18 protein-coding genes are annotated in these 21852 nt (G+C 64.7%); 8 read left to right on the plus strand and 10 right to left on the minus strand.

Features of this window, described 5'->3' with window-relative positions; all coding sequences use genetic code 11:
* The first annotated feature begins 589 nt into the window (after positions 1-589).
* On the plus strand, positions 590-2143 hold the full coding sequence (locus tag ACP16H_RS24140) for a helicase HerA-like domain-containing protein (protein ID WP_425074739.1): 1554 nt from the start codon (positions 590-592) through the stop codon (positions 2141-2143).
* 327 nt (positions 2144-2470) lie between these two features.
* On the opposite strand, the gene ACP16H_RS24145 is transcribed toward ACP16H_RS24140, so the two are convergent.
* A complete protein-coding gene (locus ACP16H_RS24145) occupies positions 2471-3640 on the minus strand; it encodes an MFS transporter (protein ID WP_425074740.1) in 1170 nt (389 codons plus the stop codon).
* Positions 3641-3782: 142 nt separating this feature from the next.
* Positions 3783-5543: a PQQ-dependent methanol/ethanol family dehydrogenase gene (locus tag ACP16H_RS24150; RefSeq protein ID WP_425074741.1), complete on the minus strand. Its 1761-nt coding sequence runs from the start codon at positions 5541-5543 to the stop codon at positions 3783-3785.
* Positions 5544-5898: 355 nt separating this feature from the next.
* Here ACP16H_RS24150 and ACP16H_RS24155 point away from each other — a divergent pair, with 355 nt between their 5' ends.
* Entirely contained in the window at positions 5899-7236 is a 1338-nt protein-coding gene (locus ACP16H_RS24155) for a methyl-accepting chemotaxis protein (RefSeq protein WP_425074742.1), read from the plus strand.
* A gap of 148 nt (positions 7237-7384) precedes the next feature.
* Here ACP16H_RS24155 and ACP16H_RS24160 read toward each other — a convergent pair whose 3' ends face one another.
* From ACP16H_RS24160 to ACP16H_RS24180, 5 genes are all read right to left on the minus strand, one after another.
* Positions 7385-7792, minus strand: coding sequence for a c-type cytochrome (locus ACP16H_RS24160; RefSeq protein WP_425074743.1), 408 nt, complete (start codon positions 7790-7792; stop codon positions 7385-7387).
* A gap of 122 nt (positions 7793-7914) precedes the next feature.
* On the minus strand, positions 7915-8703 hold the full coding sequence (locus ACP16H_RS24165) for an ABC transporter permease (RefSeq protein ID WP_425074744.1): 789 nt from the start codon (positions 8701-8703) through the stop codon (positions 7915-7917).
* Positions 8700-9410, minus strand: coding sequence for an ABC transporter ATP-binding protein (locus ACP16H_RS24170; RefSeq protein ID WP_425074745.1), 711 nt, complete (start codon positions 9408-9410; stop codon positions 8700-8702). Before ACP16H_RS24170 ends, ACP16H_RS24165 begins: the two co-directional genes overlap by 4 nt.
* A gap of 171 nt (positions 9411-9581) precedes the next feature.
* The gene (locus ACP16H_RS24175; RefSeq protein WP_425074746.1) at positions 9582-10544 is read right to left on the minus strand and encodes a YVTN family beta-propeller repeat protein; all 963 of its coding nucleotides are present in this window, start codon (positions 10542-10544) and stop codon (positions 9582-9584) included.
* Between the two features lie 102 nt (positions 10545-10646).
* Complete coding sequence (locus ACP16H_RS24180; protein WP_425074747.1) at positions 10647-11810, minus strand: ABC transporter substrate-binding protein; 1164 nt, start codon at positions 11808-11810, stop codon at positions 10647-10649.
* Between the two features lie 167 nt (positions 11811-11977).
* On the opposite strand from ACP16H_RS24180, the gene pedF reads away from it, so the two are divergent.
* From pedF to ACP16H_RS24210, 6 genes are all read left to right on the plus strand, one after another.
* Complete coding sequence (gene pedF, locus ACP16H_RS24185) at positions 11978-12661, plus strand: cytochrome c-550 PedF (RefSeq protein WP_425074748.1); 684 nt, start codon at positions 11978-11980, stop codon at positions 12659-12661.
* Between the two features lie 46 nt (positions 12662-12707).
* Entirely contained in the window at positions 12708-13643 is a 936-nt protein-coding gene (locus tag ACP16H_RS24190) for a substrate-binding periplasmic protein (RefSeq protein WP_425074749.1), read from the plus strand.
* 73 nt (positions 13644-13716) lie between these two features.
* Positions 13717-14223, plus strand: coding sequence for a CoxG family protein (locus tag ACP16H_RS24195; protein ID WP_425074750.1), 507 nt, complete (start codon positions 13717-13719; stop codon positions 14221-14223).
* 80 nt (positions 14224-14303) lie between these two features.
* Positions 14304-14789: a (2Fe-2S)-binding protein gene (locus ACP16H_RS24200; protein WP_425074751.1), complete on the plus strand. Its 486-nt coding sequence runs from the start codon at positions 14304-14306 to the stop codon at positions 14787-14789.
* A gap of 89 nt (positions 14790-14878) precedes the next feature.
* Positions 14879-17248 carry a xanthine dehydrogenase family protein molybdopterin-binding subunit gene (locus ACP16H_RS24205; protein ID WP_425074752.1) on the plus strand — a complete coding sequence of 790 codons (2370 nt, stop codon included), beginning with the start codon at positions 14879-14881 and terminating at the stop codon, positions 17246-17248.
* 100 nt (positions 17249-17348) lie between these two features.
* Entirely contained in the window at positions 17349-18140 is a 792-nt protein-coding gene (locus tag ACP16H_RS24210) for an FAD binding domain-containing protein (protein ID WP_425074753.1), read from the plus strand.
* A 155-nt stretch (positions 18141-18295) separates the two neighbouring features.
* Here the strand turns inward: ACP16H_RS24210 and ACP16H_RS24215 are convergent, their stop codons facing one another.
* The 3 genes from ACP16H_RS24215 to ACP16H_RS24225 all read right to left on the minus strand — a co-directional run.
* Entirely contained in the window at positions 18296-19156 is an 861-nt protein-coding gene (locus ACP16H_RS24215; RefSeq protein ID WP_425074754.1) for an FAD:protein FMN transferase, read from the minus strand.
* Positions 19157-19164: 8 nt separating this feature from the next.
* Entirely contained in the window at positions 19165-21282 is a 2118-nt protein-coding gene (locus ACP16H_RS24220; protein WP_425074755.1) for a 4Fe-4S binding protein, read from the minus strand.
* A gap of 190 nt (positions 21283-21472) precedes the next feature.
* The coding region (locus ACP16H_RS24225) for a transposase (protein WP_425070187.1) at positions 21473-21852 on the minus strand (380 nt) is incomplete at its 5' end.

Here is a 21852-nt window from a genome sequence, read left to right on the forward strand (position 1 = left end):
CGCCTCTGTGGCGGTCTCCGCCGGCGCCGTGGTCTCAGTATCCTGCGCCATTGCAGGCGCTGCGGCCAATGCCGCGATCAGAGACAGGAGAAGGCCTGGGTTTTTCATGGGGTCCTCTGGAAATCGTTCTTTGCTGACGGTTCGTTAACATGGGGGCGGGGCGGTGTCAGGGCGTAAATATCTTGCCTGTCGCGGGTATGAGCGGTTTGCCGCGCCCGGCGAAACGGGGGATAAAAAAGGAAAGGGGCCAGACGGCCCCTTTCCATTTCACTCCCTGTCGGACCGGCCGACTTTGTCATTGAGCAGGACGCTACGCAAAGCCAACGCATCGGTCAACAGGGTTTTCACGGAAAAATCATGAACCTGAAAAACAGGCAAAAACGCCTGCTTTCTGCATGTTTAACGAAACGAAAAAAGCCGCGCCCGAGGGCGCGGCCAGTCTGACAGGGAGGAAGTCTGTCCAGGGCAGGAGAGGACATGACGCCCCGGACCGAAGATGACTATGGCATTGAAAGGTTAACGATGTATGGTCGGCGCGGCTGAAAAGCGCGGCCCTCGCAGGGCGCACGCGAAATTACGGGGTAAAAGCATGTCGGATGGTCTTTTTGTCGGTGGCGGTGGCGAGAATTACGGGGAAAAGCAGTTCCTCGCGCTGAACTATGCGAACCGTCACGGGCTGATCGCCGGGGCGACAGGGACCGGCAAGACCGTGACATTGCAGATCCTCGCGGAAGGGTTTTCCGCAGCGGGCGTGCCGGTCTTCATGGCCGACGTCAAAGGCGACCTGTCGGGCATGGCCAAGGCGGGGTCCGAGACGCACAAGCTGCACGCGCCCTTCATGGAGCGGAATGCGAAGATCGGCTTTGACGACTTTGCCTATGCCGATTTCCCTGTGACCTTCTGGGACCTGTTCGGCAACCAGGGCCACCCGGTGCGCACCACGCTCGCCGAGATGGGGCCCCTGCTGCTGGCGCGGCTTCTGGAACTGACCGAAGCGCAGGAAGGCATCCTGAACATCGCTTTCCGCATCGCCGATGAGGAAGGCATGCCGCTTTTGGACCTCGAAGACCTGCGGTCCATGCTGGTCTGGATGGGCGAGAACCGGCAGGAATTGTCGCTGCGCTACGGCAATGTCTCGGTCGCTTCGGTCGGCGCGATCCAGCGGCGGCTGTTGGTGCTGGAGAACCAGGGCGGCGATGCGTTCTTTGGCGAACCGGCGCTGGACCTGCGGGACATGATGCGCACCGCGGCCGACGGGCGCGGGCAGGTCAATATCCTTGCCGCCGATGTGCTGATGTCCTCGCCGCGCCTGTATGCGACCTTCCTGTTGTGGCTGCTGTCGGAGCTGTTCGAAGAGCTGCCCGAGGTGGGTGATCCCGACAAGCCGAAGTTCGTTTTCTTCTTTGACGAGGCGCATTTGCTGTTCGACGGCGCGCCCAAGGCTCTGGTGGACAAGGTGGAGCAGGTGGCGCGCCTGATCCGGTCCAAGGGCGTCGGCGTGTATTTCGTCACGCAGAACCCGGATGACATCCCCGAGGACATCCTTGGCCAGTTGGGCAACCGGGTGCAGCACGCGCTGCGTGCCTTCACCGCGCGGGACCGCAAGGCGCTGCGGATGGCCGCCGAGACCTACCGCGAAAACCCGCGTTTCAGCGTCGAAGAGGCGATCCGCGAGGTGGGCGTGGGCGAGGCGGTGACCTCGTTCCTGCAAAAGAAGGGCGTGCCGGGGATCGCGGAACGGACGCTGGTGCGCCCGCCCTCGTCGCAACTGGGGCCGATCACGCCCGCAGAACGGGGTGGTGTGATGGGCGCGTCTGACCTGAAGGGCAAGTACGAGACCCGCGTGGATCGCCGGTCTGCGCATGAAATTCTTCTGGAGCGGGCAGAGAAGGCGGCGCAGGAAGCCGCCGCCGCAGAACGCGAGGAAGAGGAGATGGAGGCGAAGGAGCGCGAGTATCGCTCGGCCCGGCGCTATTCCGGGACGCGGGTGGCACGGTCGACCTCGGGCGCCTCGACGCGGCGCGACCGCGAGACGCCGGGTTTCGGCGAGGCCATGGGCAAGATGGTGATGAAGGAGCTCACCGGAACGACCGGGCGGCGCATCGTGCGCGGTATTCTGGGCGGCCTGTTCAAGGCGCGGTGAGGGCGCGATTTTTCAGCGAAAAATCGGGCGCGATCCTTGAGATTTGGTTGATATGGGCCTGTCGGGGCGGTGTCTTGACAGGTCGTTATGTCGGCGTGCGCCCGGGTTTACGCAACGCACGCCGGGGATTGGTGCAGTTTTGGCAAGGTCTTGGCAAGGTTTCTGAAGCGAAATCAACCAAGGTTGTGCCTACCGTACGCCGGGTGATCGTCTTTCGGTTGCGATTCGTGGCCACTTTTAGGGGGTAATGTGGTCACATGTTAACTCTTGCGCCGACATCGCGCCGGAGCGCCGGGAAACTGCGTTAACCCACCCTGTGACGTTGCGTCAGGCGCGGCGCAGAACCGGGGCCAACAGGGCGATCAGCAGGGCCATAAGGCCAATCAGGGCAAAGGAGACGCGCAGCGAACTGATCTGGGCAATGAAGCCGATCAGCGGCGGTCCCATCAGCATCGCGCCATAGGCGAGGGTGGCGACGGAGGCGATGGCCTGTCCCGGCGGGACCTCCGGATCGGCGGCGGCGCGGCTGAAGGCCAGCGGGATCACCGCCGCGTAGCCCATGCCCATCAGCACGATCCCGGCGAGGGTCGCGGGCAGGGTGGCGAAGCCCACCGCCAGACCAAAGCCCATGGCCGCCGACACGCCGCTGAAGCGGGCGATCACGACGGGCCCGTGCTTGGTAATCAGCCCGTCGACGTTCAGCCGCATGATGACCATGGTGACGGAGAAGACGGCATAGCCAAGCGCGGCGATCGACACGGTCGCGCCGGTGATGTCGGTTAGGTAAACCGCGCTCCAGTCCGCGGCGGCGCCTTCGCCCAATCCGGCACCAAGGGCGATCAGCCCCACCAGGACCAGCGTCCCGCGCGGGAAGGCAAAGACCGGGTTGCCCTGCGGTTGCGCGTTGCGGCGCGAGGCCCAGGTGGTGCGGATGAGCGGCCCGAAGAGGACCGCCACCACCAGCGCGGCAAGCGGGAAATGCAGGGCGATGGGCAGCTCGGCCCGGGTGGCGAAATAGCCGCCTGCCGCGCCTAGGCCCGCGCCCAGCGACCACATGGCATGGAAGGAGGACATGACGGAGCGGCCCATGCCACGCTCGACCTCGGCGGCCCAGGCGTTCATGGTGACGTCCATCGCGCCATGGCCGATCCCGGCGAGGAACAGCGCGGCGGCGAGCAGCGGCACGCTGGGGGCGAGGCCGAGGGCGACGGTGGCGGCAAGGTAGACGACGACCAGCGCGCAGGTCACGGGATAGGCGCCGCGCCGGTCCGAGAGCTTCCCGGCCACCGGGAAGGACACCAGCGCGCCGATGCCCATGACGAGGAGCAGCAGGCCCAAAGTGCCCTCGGACAGGGTGAATTTCTCGACCACGGCGGGGACGCGGGCGGCCCATGTTCCGAGCATCGACCCGTTCAGCGCAAAGGCTGCCGCGACGGCGATGCGCGCGCGGGGGAAGCGGCCTGCGAGGCGGCCCGGGTCGGTGAGGGTATACGTCACTTGGGGCTCCGGTCTTTGGCCGGAGGGTGCCGCAGGTGGCGACAGTGCGCAAGAGATGCCGCGAATTGTCCGCAGAAATGCGAAACGCCCGGGGTTTTGGCCCCGGGCGTCTGCGATGGTTTGGTCAGGGTCAGTTGCCTGATCAGTTGGCGGAGGCCAGTTCCTTGGGCAGGCGGAAGGTCCAGACGGTGCCACCCTGGTTGAGGTAGTTCACCTTCTTGGCCACTTCGCCGCCCCAGAGCGGAACCGCGCCACCCCAGCCGGAGACGACGGAGACGTACTGCTCGCCGTTCTGTTCCCAGGTGACGGGCTGGCCGACGATGCCGGAGCCGGTCTGGAAGGACCACAGCTTTTCGCCGGTTTCGTCGTCGAGGGCGATGAACTCACCCTCGGGGGTGCCGAAGAACACCAGGCCGCCGGCGGTGGTCATGACGCCGCCCCAGAGCGGTGCTTCGTTCTTGTATTCCCACTTCCATTCGCCGGTGGCCGGGTCGATGGCCTTGAGCGAACCGATGTGGTCCTCGTAGTTCGGCTTGATGGTGAAGCCGGAGCCGAGGTAGGCCGCGCCCTTCTTGTAGGAGATCGGCTCGTTCCAGATGTCCATGCCCCACTCGTTGGACGGGACGTAGAAGTTGCCGGTCTTCTGCGAGAAGGCCATCGGCATCCAGTTCTTGCCACCCAGGAAGGACGGGGAGGAGAAGACGACTTCGCCCTTGTTGCCTTCGGCGGCTGCGGCCGGGTTGCCCGGGCGGTTTGCCTCGTTGTAGACGGGGCGGCCGTTCTCGTCGATGCGCTCGGCCCAGGTGATGTCCTTCACGAAGGGCGTCGCGTGCTGGAATTTGCCGTCTGCGGCATCGAGCACGTAGAAGAAGCCGTTGCGGTCGGCGGTCGCCAGGCGCTGGTTGCCCTCGCGGTCGTCATAGGCCACAACTTCGTTCACACCGTCATAGTCCCAGCCTTCGCGCGGGGTGGTCTGGTAGTGCCACTTGATCTCGCCGGTTGCCGGGTCGATGCCGATCCGCGAGGCCGCGTACAGGTTGTCGCCGGAGCCGTCGTTCTTCTCGCCCGCGTCGCGCAGCCAGGAGTTCCACGGCGCCGGGTTGCCCGCGCCAAAGATCAGCGTGTCGGTGCGTGCGTCGTAGGAGCCACCCAGCCAGGTCGCGCCGCCGCCGGTCTTCCACATGTCGCCCGGCCAGGTCGCGTTCAGCGTGCCGGTCATGGTGGATTCTTCGCCGTTCAGCGTGCCCATGTGGCCTTCGATCACCGGACGGGTCCAGACGATCTCGCCGGTGTCGGCGTTGCGTGCCTGCACTTCACCCACGATGCCGAATTCGCCGCCGGAGTTGCCGGTCACGACGAGGCCGTTCACGATCAGCGGGGCCGCCGTGTAGGAGTAACCCGCCTTGTAGTCGGCGATCTTCTTGTTCCAGACCACGTCGCCGGTCTTGGCGTCCAGAGCCACCAGACGGGCGTCCAGCGTGCCAAAGATCACCTTGTCGTTCCACAGCGCCGCGCCACGGTTGATGACGTCACAGCAGGGCAGGATGCCTTCGGGCAGGCGGGCGTCGTACTGCCACAGTTCCTTGCCGGTGTTCACGTCGATGGCGTACATGCGGGAATAGGACCCGGTGATGTACATGATGCCGTCGGAAATCAGCGGCTGGGTTTCCTGGCCGCGCTGCTTTTCACCGCCGAGCGAGAAGGCCCAGGCCGGAACCAGGTTCTTGACGTTGTCCTTGTTGAGGGTCTCCAGCGGCGAGTAGCGCTGCAGGTTGCGGCCCATGCCGTTCGTAACCACGTCCTCGACGGACATCTGGTCGTTGGCGATCATGTCCTCGGTGACTTCTGCCTGCGCGCCAAAGGCGAGCAGGGACAGGGTCACGGCTGCGACAAACTTGTTCATCAGTTTCCTCCCATGAACATTGGATTGGTCGTTCTGTTCTGCGCCGACAGCCCTTTCTCTCCTGCAAAAGAAGCCGCGAACGCGCATTTCTAAGAGATTTATAAGAACGGGTCAGGGTCGGAGGATAGACGGCCAAAGTCGTACGACCATGGAGGGGTTGACGGCACGATTCGGTACAGAAACGGAGACTGGTGCGGGGGTGACCTCTGGTGTTTTTCTGATCGCGCGCGCCAAACGCGGGATGCAGCACGAGTCCTAGCAAGATTTCAACAAAATCTACCGACTTTGTGGTGCGCAATTCAGACCCGCTCAACCGTTCTTTCCTAGATTCGCACAAACTGAATGGGAGACCGCCATGTGGCCGCGACGTCAGACAACCTCGAAAGCCGCTGCAAACATAGACCCGGCCGAGGCCATTGTTCAGATCGTCGAACGCACACAGGCGGTCATTCACTTCCTGCCGGATGGGACCATCATCTCGGCCAACGATATTTTCCTGAAGACCCTTGGCTACACGGCCGAGGAAGTGGCGGGCCAAAATCATCGGATATTTGTGCAAAGGACATTCCGTGAAACCCAAGCCTACCAGGACTTTTGGGAAAAGCTGCGTTCCGGAGAGTTCGTTACGGACGAGTTTCCGCGGGTCACCAAGGACGATCGCATCGTCTGGATCGCGGCGACCTACGCTCCTGTCTTTGACAAGGATGGCAAGGTCCTGCAGGTCACCAAGATTGCCAACGATGTGACCAACCAGCGCAAGGCCGTCAACGCGATTTCAAACGCCCTCGCGGCCTTGAGCGATGGAGACCTGAAACAGCGGGTCGACCTGCCGCCCCAAGACCGGATGCGGGAGGTCGCGGACAGTTTCAACACGGCGACCGAAAAATTCTCGGACCTGATCGTGCGCGTCCAGCAAGTAGCCAACGTGATCGACGGAATGGCGCAGGAGATTTCGTCCAATGCCCAAGACCTGTCCCATCGCACGGAGGCGCAGGCAGCCACGCTGGAGCAGACTGCTGCCGCCATCGAGGAACTGAGCCTGAGTTCGAATTCAGCGGCGAGTTATGCCGAACAAGTCGGCGAGGAAGCGCAGAGTACGCGCGCTTCGGCAAGCCAAAGCAGCAAGGTCGTGAACGACGTGACCGACGCGATGAAGAGGATCGAGACCTCTTCGCGGTCCATATCCGAGATCATCTCGGTCATCGATGACATCGCGTTCCAGACCAACCTCTTGGCTTTGAATGCCGGTGTTGAAGCGGCACGCGCAGGTGATGCAGGCCGGGGATTTGCGGTCGTCGCGTCAGAAGTACGCCAACTGGCGCAGAGGTCAGCCGAGTCTGCCCGTCAGATCAAGTCGCTCATCGGTCAGAGTTCCGAACACGTGAAGGATGGGGCGGAACTGGTCAACAGGGCCAACCATGATCTGGACAGAAGTTTCTCGGGCATCGAAGCGATCAGCGAACGTATCGAAACTGTTGTGAGCGGCCTCAAGACGCAGGCTGGCACCTTGAAGGAAATCAATACGGCAGTCACGCAGCTTGACCTCGTGACCCAGCAGAACGCCGCAATGGTCAATTCAACGGCGGAAATCACCACGGCGCTTTCGCAGAACAGCCTGTCCTTGTCCGATGCGGTTTCGATCTTTGATGTCAGGGTGACCGAAGCGGAGCTGAAACGTGCAGCCGTGGCATAGTGTTGGGTTGGGCCGCCGGGAGCCGTAGGCATCGGAGGATCGGGCACATGCCGGCGCGGGTGTCCCCGGTCTCCATCCCGCCAGATGAACGCGCCCGATGAGCAGGCGGGCAATCCGGGGGATGACATGTCTTCCCCCGGACAGTGGTTCACTGGCCGTCGATGGCCTTGTTGTCCTGCGGGCTGATGGAGGTCAGGTAGGCGAGGATGAAGTCCTGGACGGTGCGGTCTTCGATGCCGACGTGGCGCATCTTGGTGCCGGGCATGAAGCCGTCGTTGTCCTCCATCCAGGCGCGGAGCGCGGCGGGGGTCCAGACGATGCCCGAGGCCGAGAGGGCCGTGGAGTAGTGGTAGTCCTCGACGGTGCCTGCGCCCCGGTAGAGCACGTTTTCCAGCGGCGGGCCGTAGGAGGGGTCTTCGGAGTTCGGCGCGTGGCAGCGGTGGCACTCGGCGTCGAAGAGGGTCTTGCCCGCGGTGACCTTGACCTCTTCGAAGGTGTCGGCCAGCGCGGGGACGGCCATCAGGATCAGGGCGGCGCTGAGGATGGGGCGGGACATGTGAGTCTCCTTCTCTTGTCTCGTCCCAAGGGTAGCGCGGCGGGGGCGGACGCGGGTTTGATGCACGTCAACATGGCCCCTCGTCCTTTGGTCGTACGACCATGACGTGATTTCGTCTCACGTCACCCGCGTTTGCGGATCATCCCGCGCGCCGGATCGTAGCCCCAGAGCGCAAGGGCGGTGAAGACGGCGGTGGCGACGAGCGTCCAAAGCAGTGCCCATGGGGTAAAGCTGAGGTGGAGCGCGAAGCGGATCAGTTCCACCGCGTGGGTAAAGGGGTTCAGGCGGCAGATCCAGAACAGGAGTTCCGAGGATTCCTGCATCTTCCAAAGGGGATAGAGGGCCGAGCTGAGGAAGAACATCGGGAAGATGACGAAGTTCATGACGCCTGCGAAGTTCTCCAGCTGCTTGATGAAGGAGGAGATGGCGAGGCCGAGGGCGCCCAGCATCAGCCCCGCGAGGATGAGCGCGGGAAGGATGGTGAGGTAGCCGAGCGTCGGGTGGTCGATACCAAAGAGCGCGGCGACGAGCAGGAAGGCGTAACACTGCAGGATGCCGATGAAAGTCGCGCCGCAGAGTTTGGAGAACAGCAGGAACCAGCGCGGTTGCGGCGCTGTCAGGAGGAGGCGCATGGACCCCAACTCGCGGTCGTAGACCAGCGACAGCGAGGTCTGCATGCCGTTGAACAAGAGGATCATGCCGCAGAGGCCGGGGACGATGTAGGTCTCGTAGGTGATGTAGGTCTGGTAGGGCGGAATGATCGACAGGCCGAGGGCCGCGCGGAAGCCCGCGGCAAAGACGAGAAGCCAGACGAGGGGTCTAACCAGCGCGGCGAGGAAACGCTCGCGCTGGTGGACGAAGCGCAGGACCTCGCGGGTAACGATGGCGCGGAAGGCGGGGAAACGTCTCATGCCTCGACCTCCGTGCGGGCGAGGAACCAGTCCTTCAAAGGGGTATCGCCGGTGAGATCGGAGGCGCGGCCCTCCGCCTGAAGCCGACCACGGTGCAGTAACAACAGGTCGTCGTCAGCGCGCACTTCGTCCGTCAAATGCGTGGCCCAAAGCACGGTCAACCCGTCAGCGGCCAGATCGTGCACGTGATCGGTGATCGCCGCACGGGACTGCGCGTCGAGACCCACGGTCGGCTCGTCACAGAGGAGGACCTTGGGCTGATGGATCAGCGCGCGGGCCAGTTCGGTGCGGCGACGATGGCCGCCATTCAGGGCGCGGGCCCTTTCATTGGCGCGCTCGCGGATCGCCAGCCGATCGAGCGCCGCGTCGATCCGCACCGCCGCATTGCGTCCGGACAGTCCGTGCAGAGCTGCAAAATAGGACAGGTTCTGGCGGATGGTCAGGTCCAGATCCAAGGTCGGCTGCTGGAACACCACGCCCATGGCCGCAAGCGCCGCGCGCGGTTCGCGGGCCAGATCGTGCCCGGCGACGGTAATCCGCCCCGATGGTGAGGTGAACAGGCGCGTGAGAAGCGCATACAGCGTCGATTTACCCGCACCGTTCGGCCCCAGCAAGGCGGTGAACCGCCCCGGCTCTGCCGCGAAGGTGACAGCATCAAGCGCCTGTTTCGCGCCGTAAGAAAAGGAAAGATCGGAGACAGTCAGCATGTGCCCACCATGACGTCCGCTATTGGAAACTTGCAAGCACGACAGAGGTATTGGCCGCGCGCTGCTTCTTTGGTTTCACAAATACCCTCGGGGGAGCCGCAGGCGGGGGCAGAGCCCCCAATGCGATTTTTCGCGAAAAATCGCAGCCCCGCGTCAGCCCTGTGCGCAAACTCAATTCGTCGGGCGGAAGGCGGCGCCCCAGGGGAAGCGGCCGACCTGGATGGTCTTGATCGCCTTGCGGTCTGCCACGTCGACCACCGTCACGTCGCCCGAGACACCATTGGTGGTGAACAGCAGCGATTTGTCGGCGTTGAAGGCCATGTGCCAGACGCGGCGGCCGACGAGGATGTAGTCCTCGACCTCGTAGGTCGCGGCATTGACCACGGCGAGGTGGTTGGCCGGGCCGAGCGCAACAAAAGCGAATTCATCGCCCGCCGAAAGTTCGAATCCGACGGGCTGGATCTTGTCTGGGTGGACGCCCTTGATCTCGAACCCGAACTTGGCCTTTTCGAACTGGGTCGCCACATCGAAGACCGAGACCGTGCCGCCGATCTCGGAGCTCACCCACATCTCGGTTCCGTCCTTGACGAATTCCGCGTGGCGGGGGCGGGAATCCACGAGGGTGTTGGCGAAGAGCTCCTGAGTCGAGGTGTCGATCCAATGCGCCATATTGGTGGTTTCTGACGTGGTGATGGCGATCTTGCCATCGGGCGAGACGGCCATGCCCTCGGGTTCGATGCCGACGTTGATCTGTGCCACGACCGAGCGGCTTTCGACGTCCACCACGGTGGTGATCGCGTCGTCTTCGTTGGCAATGTAAAGGTGCTTGTTGTCCGGGTGCAGGGCGAAGGTTTCAGGGTCTTCGCCGGAGGGCAGGTCGTGCAGGATCTTGCCCGTGGCCGGGTCCATCACCTGCACCGCGTCGCTGTCCGAGGCGCAGATGTAGGCCACCGCGTAGTCATGGCTGAAGAGGATGCCGCGCGGGCGTTCGCCGGTCTCGTAGGTATGCGTGACTTCCATGGTCTCGATGTCGATCACCGAGACGGTGTTGTCCTTTTCGTTGGTGACCCAGATTTCATCTGCCGTTGCGGGTTGGGACAGCAGAAGGGCGGCGAGGAGGGGCGTGTATTTCATAAGCGGTGTCCTTGTGGCGGTCGTTGGACCGGGGCTCTGCCCCGGACCCCGAGGTATTTGGAAAACCAAAGAAGGAGGGGGCGCGGGACGTTTCGAGCTGGGTCAGTCTGCGAAGGCGGTGCAGCGGCTTTCGGGTTGGTCGAGGCCGAGGGTGTCGAGTTCGGATGTCGGGTGCAGGAAGCCTTCGAGGGGCGCGGTAGCGACCACGGCGCCGCGATGGGTGAGCGGGATGGTCTGGCGCAATTGGCCGTTCCAGGGGCGGAAGGTCAGCGGGCGGCCCTTGAAGCCTGCCAGTTCGAACTGGTCGCCCAGCATGTAGGCGCGCAGGTCCGGGGCGGAGGTGGCCTTGGACCGGGTGACGGCCTCGCCGATGGCGCGCACGGCAGCCCAGGCGGCATAATCGCGGTCGGTCATGTCGCGCCCGTAGGCATCGTGAAAGCGCGATTGCAGTTGCGCCGCGCCCCATTGTTCCACCACGGGGGCCCAGGCGGAGGGGCGAAGGCCTTCGGAGCCGGCCACCGGGCGCGGCATCCACGTGTTGTAGGGGATGTAGCGGGCGAAGTCGTTGATCTCGTCCGCGACGATCAGGACGTCGTATTTGCCGAAGCCCTGCGTGAACAGCGGCACTTCGGCGGAGGCATTGCGGCGCAGGTCACCGCTGTCTTCCCATTTCTGGGTGCGGCGGATGGATTGGCCGAATTTCATCGCCGAGGCGCGGTAGCTGTCGGCCAGTGCCGTGTCGGCGGGCAGGGCGCCTTCGATCATCACCATGGTGGTCCAGCGGCGCATGACGAAGAACTGCATGAGTGCGTCGGTGAGCATGGCGCGCGAAGGCAGCGTGTGCAGCACGTTGGCGCGGCAGTCCATGTCGCGCAGGGTGCGTTCGGGGGCGGCGGTGTTGAAGATGAGGGCGTTGGCAGCCTCGGGGAGGTCGGCGGCGGTCAGCAGGTGCTGTGCAGGGGCGTCGAGGACGAGGAGGTCGGTTTCGCTCAGGGCGGTACGGATGGCGGCAGCGAAATCGCCGTCCTCGGGGACAGAGGTGGTGGTGAGGGTCCAGTCCTGGTTCAGGAACCGGCCGGTCGTTGCGTTGTCGGCGAGGCCCAGTTCGGCCCCGGCGCGGCCCTGATCCTCGGGGATGGGATCGAGGTTCGACAGGGTGGGCGGTTGCGCGACTTCCTGGCGGAGGTAGTGCACGCGGATGGATTCGGCGCATGCCGGTGCGGTGCACGCGAAAAGCGCGGTTAAACCGACGATCAATCGACGCATGGTAGTCCTCCCTTTGGGGGACGTTAGACCTCGGGCCGGTGGCCTCAATACGACCATGGTCGTGGCGCAGGGGGACGGGCGCGCCACGAAAGTCCAATGGTGGGGAGTGGGCGGTCTGGCGTACCTGTTTGGTCAACGCGAACACCCTTGTTGGGAGGAGGACCCCTATGAAGACGTTTACGCTTGGTGCCCTTGTGGTTGCACTGCCGGTGATGGTGCTGGCGCATGGCGATGTTGCGCCGCAGCCGGTGGATACGGCGGGCCTGCCTGCGGTGGGCGAGGAGTGGCTGACCGAGAACCCCTACCGCGCCGAGGCGGCCGGTGAGGAAGTCTGGGCGACGGCGGTGAAGATCGGCGCGTCCGGCTACAACCAGAACTGCGCGCGCTGCCATGGTCTTGAGGTGATTTCGGGCGGTCTGGCCCCCGACCTGCGGTTCCTCGAGGCCGAGGAGTACGGCGACGAATGGTTCGTGGAGCGTTTCCGGACCGGCTACACCCAGAACGGCGTGACCAAGATGCCGGCGTTTGGCGAGTTGCTGGGCCAGGAAGCGGCCTGGGCAATCCGGACCTACATCGAGACCCGTCCGGATGACGATTCGATGGCCGAGGTGGCGGATGAGCTGGGCGCGCTGCGGGACGAGATCCACGCGCTGGCCGAAGGTGGGGAAGGCGGTGACGCCGAGGCGCTGAAGGCGAAGCTGACCGAGATTGGTGACGGGATCGAGACGCTGTCGGGCGCGCCCAAGGCGGACAGCGCGGCATCGCGCGCGGCTGCCCTGATCGACGGCAGCGCCGAAGGGTATCGCCACGCGGCAGAGGCCTTGACCATCGGGCTTTCGGCGGCACACTGATAGCGCAAACCCGTAAACGGGTGCGTTCTGGGGAGGACACATGCGCATGGACTGGACGGCAACCGTCGTGAAACGGGCGGGCAGGGGCGTGATGGCGGCCCTGCTGGCCGGAGTGGTCGGGGTCACGGTCCCGATGCAGGCCCGGGCCGAAGACCCTTGCGCTGACTATGTCCCGCAGGAAAAGCCCCAGAACGCTGCCCGCGACATCGTCGGGCAGGATCTGGATCAGATCGTGGAGCGCGGGTTCATGACCTTCGCGCTTTACGACGACTATCCGCCCTACTCCTGGGAGGAAGGCGGCAAGGCGAAAGGCGTCGACGCCGACATCGCCCGCTTGATTGCCGATTTCGTGGGGGTCGAGCCCCGGTTCAACTTCGTCTCGGCGGGGGAAAACCTCGAGGCGGACCTGCGCTTCAACATCTGGAAGGGACCTGTGGTCGGCGGGGCCGTGTCGAACGTGATGATGCGGGTGCCCTACGACAACGTCTTTGCCTGCCGGACGGAACTGGTGGTCTATCCGGGCCAGTACCAGGAAGAGCACATCGCCATTGCCTATCGCGAAAGCGAATACCCGGACGGTGGCCCGGTGCCAGCGTATTTCCGGTTCGATTCCGTGGCGGTGGAGAACGATTCGATCTCGGACTTCTACCTGACGGGCTTTGCCGGGGGGCAGACCGCGGCGGGCGTGCGCCGCTACCCGACGATGAAAGAGGCCATGGAGGCGCTGAACGCCGGAGAGACCATGGCCGCCATGGGCCCGCTGGCGCAGCTGGAGTTCTTCAAGGGTGAGGGCGTCGCCATCCATGAACCGCCGCTGGCGGGGCTGGCCAAGTCGAAGTGGCCGCTCGCCACTGCCGTGCATTTTTCCTATCGCCCGCTGGCCTATACCGTTGATGATGCGATCACCGAAGGCCTGTCCAACGGCAAGATCGCTGAAATCTTTGGCACTTACGGGCTGACCCACAATCCGCCGGAATGGTGAAATCATCCATTGGTCTAATATGCCCCGCGGGGGCGCGCGCCTAGGCTGGCGCTCGAGAGAGAGGACTTAACCCATGAAAATGAGCGATTCCCGCGTCATCAACGCGCCGCGCGAACAGGTCTGGGCCGCGATCCAGGACCCGGAAGTCCTGAAGGCCTGCGTGCCGGGCTGCACCGAGATGTCCGGTTCGGCCGCCGAAGGCTACGAGGCGACCGTCGTCCAGAAAGTTGGTCCGGTGAAGGCGACCTTCAAGGGGGCCGTGCAGATGACCGACATGGTCGCCCCCGAAAGCCTGAAGCTGTCGGGCGAGGGAAAGGGCGGTGCGGCAGGCTTTGCCAAGGGTGGCGCCGAGGTCAAGCTGACCGAGGTCGAGGGCGGCACCGAGCTGCACTACGAGGTCGAGGCCAACGTCGGCGGCAAGCTGGCGCAGCTGGGCTCGCGCATCATCGACGGCTTTGCCAAGAAGATGGCCGACCAGTTCTTTGAAAACTTCCAGAAGGCGGTTGAAGGCCCGGGCGAAGAGGGTGAAGCTGCCGCCGAGCCCGAGAAAAAGGGCTGGTTCAAGAAGATCACGGGCTGAGGCCCATCATTTCACGGCCCCAACCCCGCTGGATGCCGGGGCGGGCCTGTTCAACGATTGAGTTTCCAGGGAGGAAAGCAATGGCAGAAGTAACCATGAAGGTGAACGGCAAGTCCGTCACCAAGTCGGTCAAGGGCAATACGCTCATGACCGAATTTCTGCGCGACGAACTGCGTCTGACCGGCACCCACGTCGGTTGTGATACTTCGCAGTGCGGTGCGTGCAACATCCACGTGAACGGCAAGCTGGTGAAGGCCTGCACCATGTTCGCGGGCGAGGCAAACGGTGCCGAAGTGTCGACCATCGAAGGTCAGGCCAACGCGGACGGTTCGCTGAACGCGATCCAGGCGGCGTTCCAGGAATACCACGGCCTGCAGTGCGGTTTCTGCACCCCCGGCATGGTGATGGCGGCGGCTGCTCTGCTGAAGGACAACCCTAAGCCCACCGAGGCCGAAGTGCGTCACCACCTCGAAGGCAACATCTGCCGCTGCACCGGTTACCACAACATCGTCCGCGCCATCCTGGCGGCCTCCGGTCAGGACGTGCCTGCGGTCGCAGCCGAGTAATTCATTTCGCCGGGGCCGCCCTGTGACGGGCCCGATCAACGATTTCCGTAGGGTGGGTCCTGGAACCCACCATCCAAGGGAGGAATAAGATGCCGAAGGATCATGGCATTGGCGCAAGCCAGAAGCGGCGCGAAGACGTCCGCTTTCTGACCGGTGCAGGCAACTACACCGACGATATCAACGTCTACAACCAGGCGTATGTCCACTTCCTGCGCTCCGATGTGGCGCATGGCAAAATCAATAGCGTGAACACCGAAGCGGCATCGGCGATGCCGGGTGTCGTGCGCATCTTCACCGGCGCAGATTTCGAAAGCGTTGGCGGTCTGCCCTGCGGCTGGCAGGTGACCGACAAGGACGGCAACCCGATGAAGGAGCCGGCTCACCCGGTCCTGGCACAGGGCAAGGTCCGTCACGTCGGTGACCCGATCGCCGCCGTGGTGGCCGACTCGCTGGAAGAGGCGCGCAACGCCGCCGAAGCCATCGAGCTGGACATCGAAGAACTGCCCGCCGTCGTCAACATGAAGGCGGCTCTGGATGCTGGTGCCACCAAGGTGCACGACGATCTGTCGGACAACCTTTGCTATGACTGGCAGTTCGGCACCGACACCGACACGGTGAACGAGGCGTTTGCCAAGGCGGCGCATGTCACCACACTGGAGCTGGTGAACAACCGTCTGGTGGCCAACCCGATGGAGCCGCGCGTGGCCGTGGGCGACTACAACCGCGCCAACGACGAGTCGACGCTGTACACGACCTCGCAGAACCCGCACGTCATCCGCCTGCTGATGGGTGCCTTTGTTCTGGGGATCCCCGAGCACAAGCTGAAGGTCGTCGCACCGGACGTGGGTGGCGGTTTCGGCACCAAGATCTTCCACTACGCCGAAGAGGCTTTCTGCACCTTCGCCGCGCGCCAGATCAACCGCGCCGTCAAGTGGACCTCGACCCGTTCCGAGGCCTTCATGTCGGACGCGCATGGTCGTGACCACGTCACCAAGATCGAGCTGGCGCTGGATGCGGAGAACAACTTCATCGGTCTGCGCACCGACACCTACGCCAACATGGGTGCGTATCTGTCGACCTTCGCGTCCTGCACGCCGACCTGGCTGCACGGCACGCTGATGGCGGGCAACTACACCACCCCGGCGGTGCAGGTGAACGTGAAGGCCGTGTTCACCAACACCGTGCCGGTCGACGCCTACCGTGGCGCGGGCCGCCCCGAAGCGACCTTCTCGCTGGAGCGCGTGATCGACAAGGCCGCGCGCGAACTGAACGTCGACCCGATCAAGCTGCGCCGTCAGAACTTCATCCGGTCCTTCCCCTACGCGACCCCGGTTGCGGTGGAATACGACACCGGCGATTACGACGCCACGATGGACAAGATGGAAGAGCTGATGGACCTCGGCAACTTCGCTGCGCGTCGCGCGGCGTCGGAAGCCAAGGGCAAGCTGCGCGGTCTGGGCATCAACTGCTTCATCGAGGCCTGCGGCATCGCGCCGTCGAACCTGGTGGGTCAGCTGGGCGCGCGCGCCGGTCTGTATGACGCGGCCACGGTGCGTGTGAACGCAACCGGCTCGATCTCGGTCATGGTGGGTGCGCATTCGCACGGCCAGGGCCACGAGACGGTGTTCCCGCAGGTGGTGGCCGAGATGCTTGGCATCGACGAGAGCATGATCGACATCGTGCACGGCGACACCTCGAAGATCCCCTTCGGCATGGGCACCTACGGCTCGCGCTCGCTGGCGGTCTGCGGTTCGGCCATGGTCCGCGCCACCGAGAAGATCATCAACAAGGCCAAGAAGATCGCGGCCCACCTGATGGAAGCCTCGGAAGCGGATATCGAGCTGAAGGACGGCCAGTTCTCGGTTGCCGGTACGGACAAGTCCGTGGCTTGGGGTGACGTGACGCTCGCCGCCTACGTGCCGCACAACTACCCGCTCGAAGACATCGAGCCGGGCCTCGAAGAGACCGCGTTCTACGACCCGGCGAACTTCACCTACCCGGCGGGCGCCTATGCCTGCGAGGTCGAGGTCGACCCCGAGACCGGCGAAGTGAAGATCGAGAAGTTCGTGTCGTCCGATGACTTCGGCAACGTCATCAACCCGATGATCGTCGAAGGCCAGGTGCACGGCGGGATCGCGCAGGGCATCGGTCAGGCGCTGCTGGAAAACTGCGCCTACGACGAGAACGGCCAGCTGCTGAGCGCGTCCTACATGGACTACGCGATGCCGCGCGCCGACAACCTGCCGACGCTGGACAACTACATCGTCGACCACTCGTGCCAGACCCCGTGCACCCACAACCCGCTGGGTGTGAAGGGCTGCGGCGAGGCCGGTGCGATCGGTTCGCCGCCGACGGTTGTCAACGCCGTGATCGACGCGCTGCGCAGCGCGGGCCACAATGTCGAGCACATCGACATGCCGGTCTCGCCGTCGCGCGTCTGGGCTGCGATGCAGGGCTGAGAGGAGAGCGCCGGGGGGCTGTCTGCCCCCCGGACCCCCCGAGAGGTATTTGAACCAAGAAGAAGCAAAGAAGTCTTCGCGGTTCTGAGGAGGAACAAAGATGTACTCTTTTGATTTTGCACGGCCGACCACGGTGGCGGATGCCGTCGCGGCCCTGGGCCAGGAAGATGCGCAGGCGCTGGGTGGCGGTCAGACCCTGATCCCGACGCTGAAGCAGCGCCTGGCGTCCCCGTCCACGCTCGTGAGCCTGTCGGCCATCGAGGAGATGAAGGGCGTGTCTGCCGACGGCGGCACCCTGACCATCGGTGGCGGCACCACCCACGCGACCGTGGCGGCAGAGGCCGGTGCTTATCCGGCTCTGGCCGAACTGGCTTCGAACATCGGTGACCCGGCGGTGCGCAACCGTGGCACAATCGGCGGTTCGCTGGCCAACAACGACCCGTCGGCCTGCTACCCGTCGGCAGCCCTGGGCACCGGCGCGACCATCGTGACCAACACCCGAGAGATCGCGGCGGACGACTATTTCCAAGGCATGTTCGCGACCGCCTTGGAAGAAGGTGAGATCGTCACCGCGGTTCGCTTCCCGATCCCGGAGAAGGCGGCCTACATCAAGTTCATGCAGCCCGCGTCGCGCTTTGCGCTGACCGGTGTGTTCGTGTCCAAGGGCGCGGACGGCGTGCGCGTGGCCGTGACCGGCGCGTCGAACGACGGTGTGTTCCGCTGGACCGAGGCCGAAGAGGCACTGAACGGCAACTTCTCGGCGGATGCCGTCGAAGGTCTTGCGGCGCCCTCCGGTGACGACATGATCAACGACCTGCACGGGTCAGGTGCATATCGCGCGCATCTCGTGAAGGTGCTGACCAAGCGGGCGGTGGCCAAGGCCAACGGCTGATCTGACGGTCAGGTTACGTTTGGAACCCCCGGTCCGTGGGACCGGGGGTTTTTCGTTGTTTGGACGTTGTGGGTCTGGCGCGCGTGGCACCGAGGTATTTTTGAAACCAAAGAAGCCGGGTCGGGCGCTGGTTTGTTGCCGCGGTCTGTCTGTTTTCAGAGGGTGATGAGGTCGCCGTCCGGGGAGATGGCCGTGATGCGGCTCAGCTTCGCGTCGGATTTGAGGCGGCGCAGGCGGTCCGTGGTCATGAAGACGGCGGCGGTGGAGAGCGCGTCGGCCAGCGTGGCGGAGGGGGCTTCGATGCTGATGGTTGACCAGATCGGGCCTTCACCGTGTGGGCCGAGGATGTGGCTGTGTTGTCCGAGGCGCAGGGCCGTTGGGCTGGAGGTGGCGCGGGCGGCGTTGGTGAGGGTGAGCTGGCCGAGGGGGCCTTGGGTCTGGTCTTCGAGGCCGAGGGTGAAGGGGCCGCCAAGGGCGGCCTGTTCGCCCATGTCGATCAGCGCCCGGGTGAAGCCCTGCGCGGCGAGGTCGTGGCGGATGAGGTCGGTGGCAAAGCCCTGGGCGATGCCGTTCAGCGTGAGTTGCTGGCCGGGGGCGAGTTGGATCGTCGGGGTGAGCGTGACGCGGTCGAGCCCGATGAGGGCACGCGCGGGCTCGGGATCCCGGCCCATGGCGAGGGCGTGCCAGAGCGGTTGCACCGTGGGGTCGAAGAGACCGTCGGTCAGGGCGTGGGCGTGTCTGGCCTGCGCCATAAGCGTGGTGAAGTCCTTTGACGGCGTCAGGGTGCCGGTGGTGTTCAGCCGGGTCAGTGCGCTGTCGCGGTAGAGGCTGAACTGCGCCTCGATAGCGGTCAGGCGTGTGGGGATGGCGTTGAGGGCCATGTCCACGGCAGCGCGGTCGCCGGTCAGGGTGACGGCGACATCGGCCCCCAGCGCGCGGCCTTGCCATGTGGCGGCATGGGCCGGGGAGGCCGCGAGGGCGCAGGCGCTGAGGGTGAGGAAGCGGCGGCGGGTCATGCGGGGCATCATTGGGCGGGCACTCCCGGTGTCTGGTTCGGGTGGCCGGTGACGCGCGGCGCGCGCTTTGCCGCGCGATTGGCCAGCACGAGGGGGACGCATTGGCTGGCGTCGTCGTGGATCGTCACGCAGTCGAGGCACTGGAAGCACTCGTCGTACTGGATCTCGCCCGACTTGCGGATCGCGCCGTAGTTGCATTTCACCGCGCAGAGTTGGCAGGGCGAGCCGCATTCGACGCGGCGCGGGATCCATCTGCGCAGGCGCAGCGCGCCGCCGATGGCCATGAGCGCGCCGAGCGGGCAGGCGTAGCGACAGAAGCCCTTGAAGGTGAACAGCGCGAGGCCGAGCCAGAACAGCGCGTAGGCAACGTAATACCATTCGCGGACGAAGACCGTGGTGATGGCGGTCTTGAAGGGCTCGATCTCGACCGCCTTGTCCATGTGTTCGGGCGCGATGATGGTGACGAGGACGAGGCCCGCGAGAGCGATGTACTTGATCTTCTTCAGGCGCTGGTCCCAGAGGCGGGAGGGCTCCCATTTCGGCAGGCGCAGGGTGCGTCCGATGTGGTGGGCGAATTCCTGAAGCCCGCCAAAGGGGCAGAGCCAGCCGCAGAAGAGGCCGCGCCCCCAGAGGATGAAGCCGAGGATCACGCTGGCCCAGATCAGCAGCGAGAAGGGATCGTAGAGCAGGAAGGCGAAATGTTGCGTGCTCAGCGCGGCCTGGAGCGTGGCCAGCGGCGTGACGATGCTGAGCTGCCCCTGACCCCACCAGCCGATGAAGCCGGTGACGATGGCGAGGATGCCGAGGCGGATCGGGGTGTAGGCGCGCAGGCCCGCGAGACGGGATTGGGCGAAGAGCAGCGTCGGGACGAGGAAGGCGAGGAAGACGGCCAGAGCGATGAGGTCGGATTGGCGGTTGCGGATGGCTTCCTCGAAGGGCGAGAGGCGCTCGGCCTGACCGGGGCGGAGGAAGAAGCGTTCGTCGGTCTGGTGTTCGGCTGTCACAGTGACGGAGCCGGTTTCCGGCTGGAACATGCCATGTTCGCGGACGGCCTTGACGGTCATGCTCCAGGGCGCGGCGGGATCGAAGCCGAGGCGGCGGTCGGTGCGCAGGATCATGGCGGTGCCGTCGCGCAGGGCCTCGGGGACCGTGTCGGCAAGTTGCGTGTAGAGGTCGGCGTCGCGGATCGCCACCGGGAAGCCGTTCTGCTCCACGCCGATCCAGTCGGGCGCGGTGTTGCGCACGAAGTCCGGCGAGACGAGACCGTGGCGCGCGGTTTCCACGACGAGGATGGGTTCGTCGAAGGTCGAGATTTCCTTGAAGCGGTCCAATTCCTCAAGTGTGCCGGGGGCCAGCAGGCTGCAGGCGATGCTGTCGGGGCCGAGATCGGCGATCCAGAGGTCGAGATACAGATCGTCGGGATTGTCGGTGGCTTCGGGGTCGTCGTCCTCCCAAGTCGTGCCGGCGAAGAGTGCGTCGATTTCGGCGTTGGTGGCGGTCTTGTGGGTGACAAGGCCTTGGGCGATGAGGTCGTCCCACGTCAGGGTTTCGTTGATGTCCGGGTTCGGCACGGCGGGCGGACCGGAGGCGATGCCGCCCATTTTCTCGCGCGCGACCTGAAGGGTGGCGGCGAGGATGGATTCATGGGCGATGCGCACGGAGGCCGTCGCCTTGGTCACGCCGTCGAGGTAGACCAGGCCTGTCCCGTCAGACCCACCGCCGTAGGGCGTGCCGACCACGATGGAGTCGGAGATGCTGAGGCCGCCGTATTGCTCCATGAAGGCATGGAAGGGCGCCTGACCGAGACCCGACACGAAGATCGGCTCGTTGTGGTCCAGCAGCTGCACGTCGATGAAGCGGCCTTCGAGGTCGAGCACCACCAGCATGTTGATGGGCGCGCCGGAGAAGCCGGGCAGGGGCGCCATGGGTTCGGTCTGAAAGACGTAGCCCGCCTGCGCACCGCCGGAATTCAGCAGTTCGTACACGCCGTTGTCGTTTATCTGCGCGCCCAGCGACATGGGCGCGCGGATGCGTTGTGCCATCTCCTCGGGGGTGATGGTGGCCGCCAAGGCGGCGATCGCAGAGGTCAGCCAGACCAATGCGGCGAATAGAAAACGTCCTCCCATGTGGGGACATTAGGAGCGGGGTGGGCCGCCGGGAATGCGACCTTCGTGGGGGGGAGGTCAGCCCGACACCAGCGGGCCGGAGGCGCTGACCTCGATCCTGTTGCCGTCGGAATCCTGGGCGCTGTCGCCGTTGCGCGACTCTGTTGCACAAAACCGTCTCTGAGCGGAGTTCCCCTTTCCCCGGACGGATTTATCCCACGACTTCTGTGACAGGGATGCCAAGGGCGGTGTAGCCGTTCAGAACGGCGATACGGACCTGAAGCTCAGCGACCTGTCGGTCGAAGTCCCGCGCCATGAGGCGCTGCCCCAGCAGTTTAACGCAGTGCATCTTGGTCTCGACGCGGCTTCGGCGGTGGTATCCGCTCCAGTTTCGCCAGATAGCGCGGCCGAGGTATTTCGAAGTTCGCAGGGCCTCGTTTCTGGCCACCGCACCCGCGGTGACGGCCTTCCACGACTTAGCGTTTTTGCGGGGTGGGATGACGGCATGGGCACCGCGGTCAGCGATGGCGTCGTGGCATTTGCGGGTATCATACGCACCGTCTGCGGTGACGCTGCCGATCGCCTCGTTCG

This window comes from Sagittula sp. S175 (assembly GCF_049800975.1).
GTDB lineage: Bacteria > Pseudomonadota > Alphaproteobacteria > Rhodobacterales > Rhodobacteraceae > Sagittula.

What these genes read in the sequence shown, in the direction of transcription:
- ACP16H_RS24175 (WP_425074746.1), bottom strand. Translation starts at nt 10,544, where the DNA reads ATGAAATACACGCCCCTCCTCGCCGCCCTTCTGCTGTCCCAACCCGCA.
- ACP16H_RS24210 (WP_425074753.1), top strand. Translation starts at nt 17,349, where the DNA reads ATGTACTCTTTTGATTTTGCACGGCCGACCACGGTGGCGGATGCCGTC.
- ACP16H_RS24200 (WP_425074751.1), top strand. Translation starts at nt 14,304, where the DNA reads ATGGCAGAAGTAACCATGAAGGTGAACGGCAAGTCCGTCACCAAGTCG.
- ACP16H_RS24170 (WP_425074745.1), bottom strand. Translation starts at nt 9,410, where the DNA reads ATGCTGACTGTCTCCGATCTTTCCTTTTCTTACGGCGCGAAACAGGCG.
- pedF (WP_425074748.1), top strand. Translation starts at nt 11,978, where the DNA reads ATGAAGACGTTTACGCTTGGTGCCCTTGTGGTTGCACTGCCGGTGATG.
- ACP16H_RS24140 (WP_425074739.1), top strand. Translation starts at nt 590, where the DNA reads ATGTCGGATGGTCTTTTTGTCGGTGGCGGTGGCGAGAATTACGGGGAA.
- ACP16H_RS24150 (WP_425074741.1), bottom strand. Translation starts at nt 5,543, where the DNA reads ATGAACAAGTTTGTCGCAGCCGTGACCCTGTCCCTGCTCGCCTTTGGC.
- ACP16H_RS24160 (WP_425074743.1), bottom strand. Translation starts at nt 7,792, where the DNA reads ATGTCCCGCCCCATCCTCAGCGCCGCCCTGATCCTGATGGCCGTCCCC.
- ACP16H_RS24165 (WP_425074744.1), bottom strand. Translation starts at nt 8,703, where the DNA reads ATGAGACGTTTCCCCGCCTTCCGCGCCATCGTTACCCGCGAGGTCCTG.
- ACP16H_RS24155 (WP_425074742.1), top strand. Translation starts at nt 5,899, where the DNA reads ATGTGGCCGCGACGTCAGACAACCTCGAAAGCCGCTGCAAACATAGAC.
- ACP16H_RS24195 (WP_425074750.1), top strand. Translation starts at nt 13,717, where the DNA reads ATGAAAATGAGCGATTCCCGCGTCATCAACGCGCCGCGCGAACAGGTC.
- ACP16H_RS24190 (WP_425074749.1), top strand. Translation starts at nt 12,708, where the DNA reads ATGGACTGGACGGCAACCGTCGTGAAACGGGCGGGCAGGGGCGTGATG.
- ACP16H_RS24205 (WP_425074752.1), top strand. Translation starts at nt 14,879, where the DNA reads ATGCCGAAGGATCATGGCATTGGCGCAAGCCAGAAGCGGCGCGAAGAC.
- ACP16H_RS24180 (WP_425074747.1), bottom strand. Translation starts at nt 11,810, where the DNA reads ATGCGTCGATTGATCGTCGGTTTAACCGCGCTTTTCGCGTGCACCGCA.
- ACP16H_RS24220 (WP_425074755.1), bottom strand. Translation starts at nt 21,282, where the DNA reads ATGGGAGGACGTTTTCTATTCGCCGCATTGGTCTGGCTGACCTCTGCG.
- ACP16H_RS24215 (WP_425074754.1), bottom strand. Translation starts at nt 19,156, where the DNA reads ATGACCCGCCGCCGCTTCCTCACCCTCAGCGCCTGCGCCCTCGCGGCC.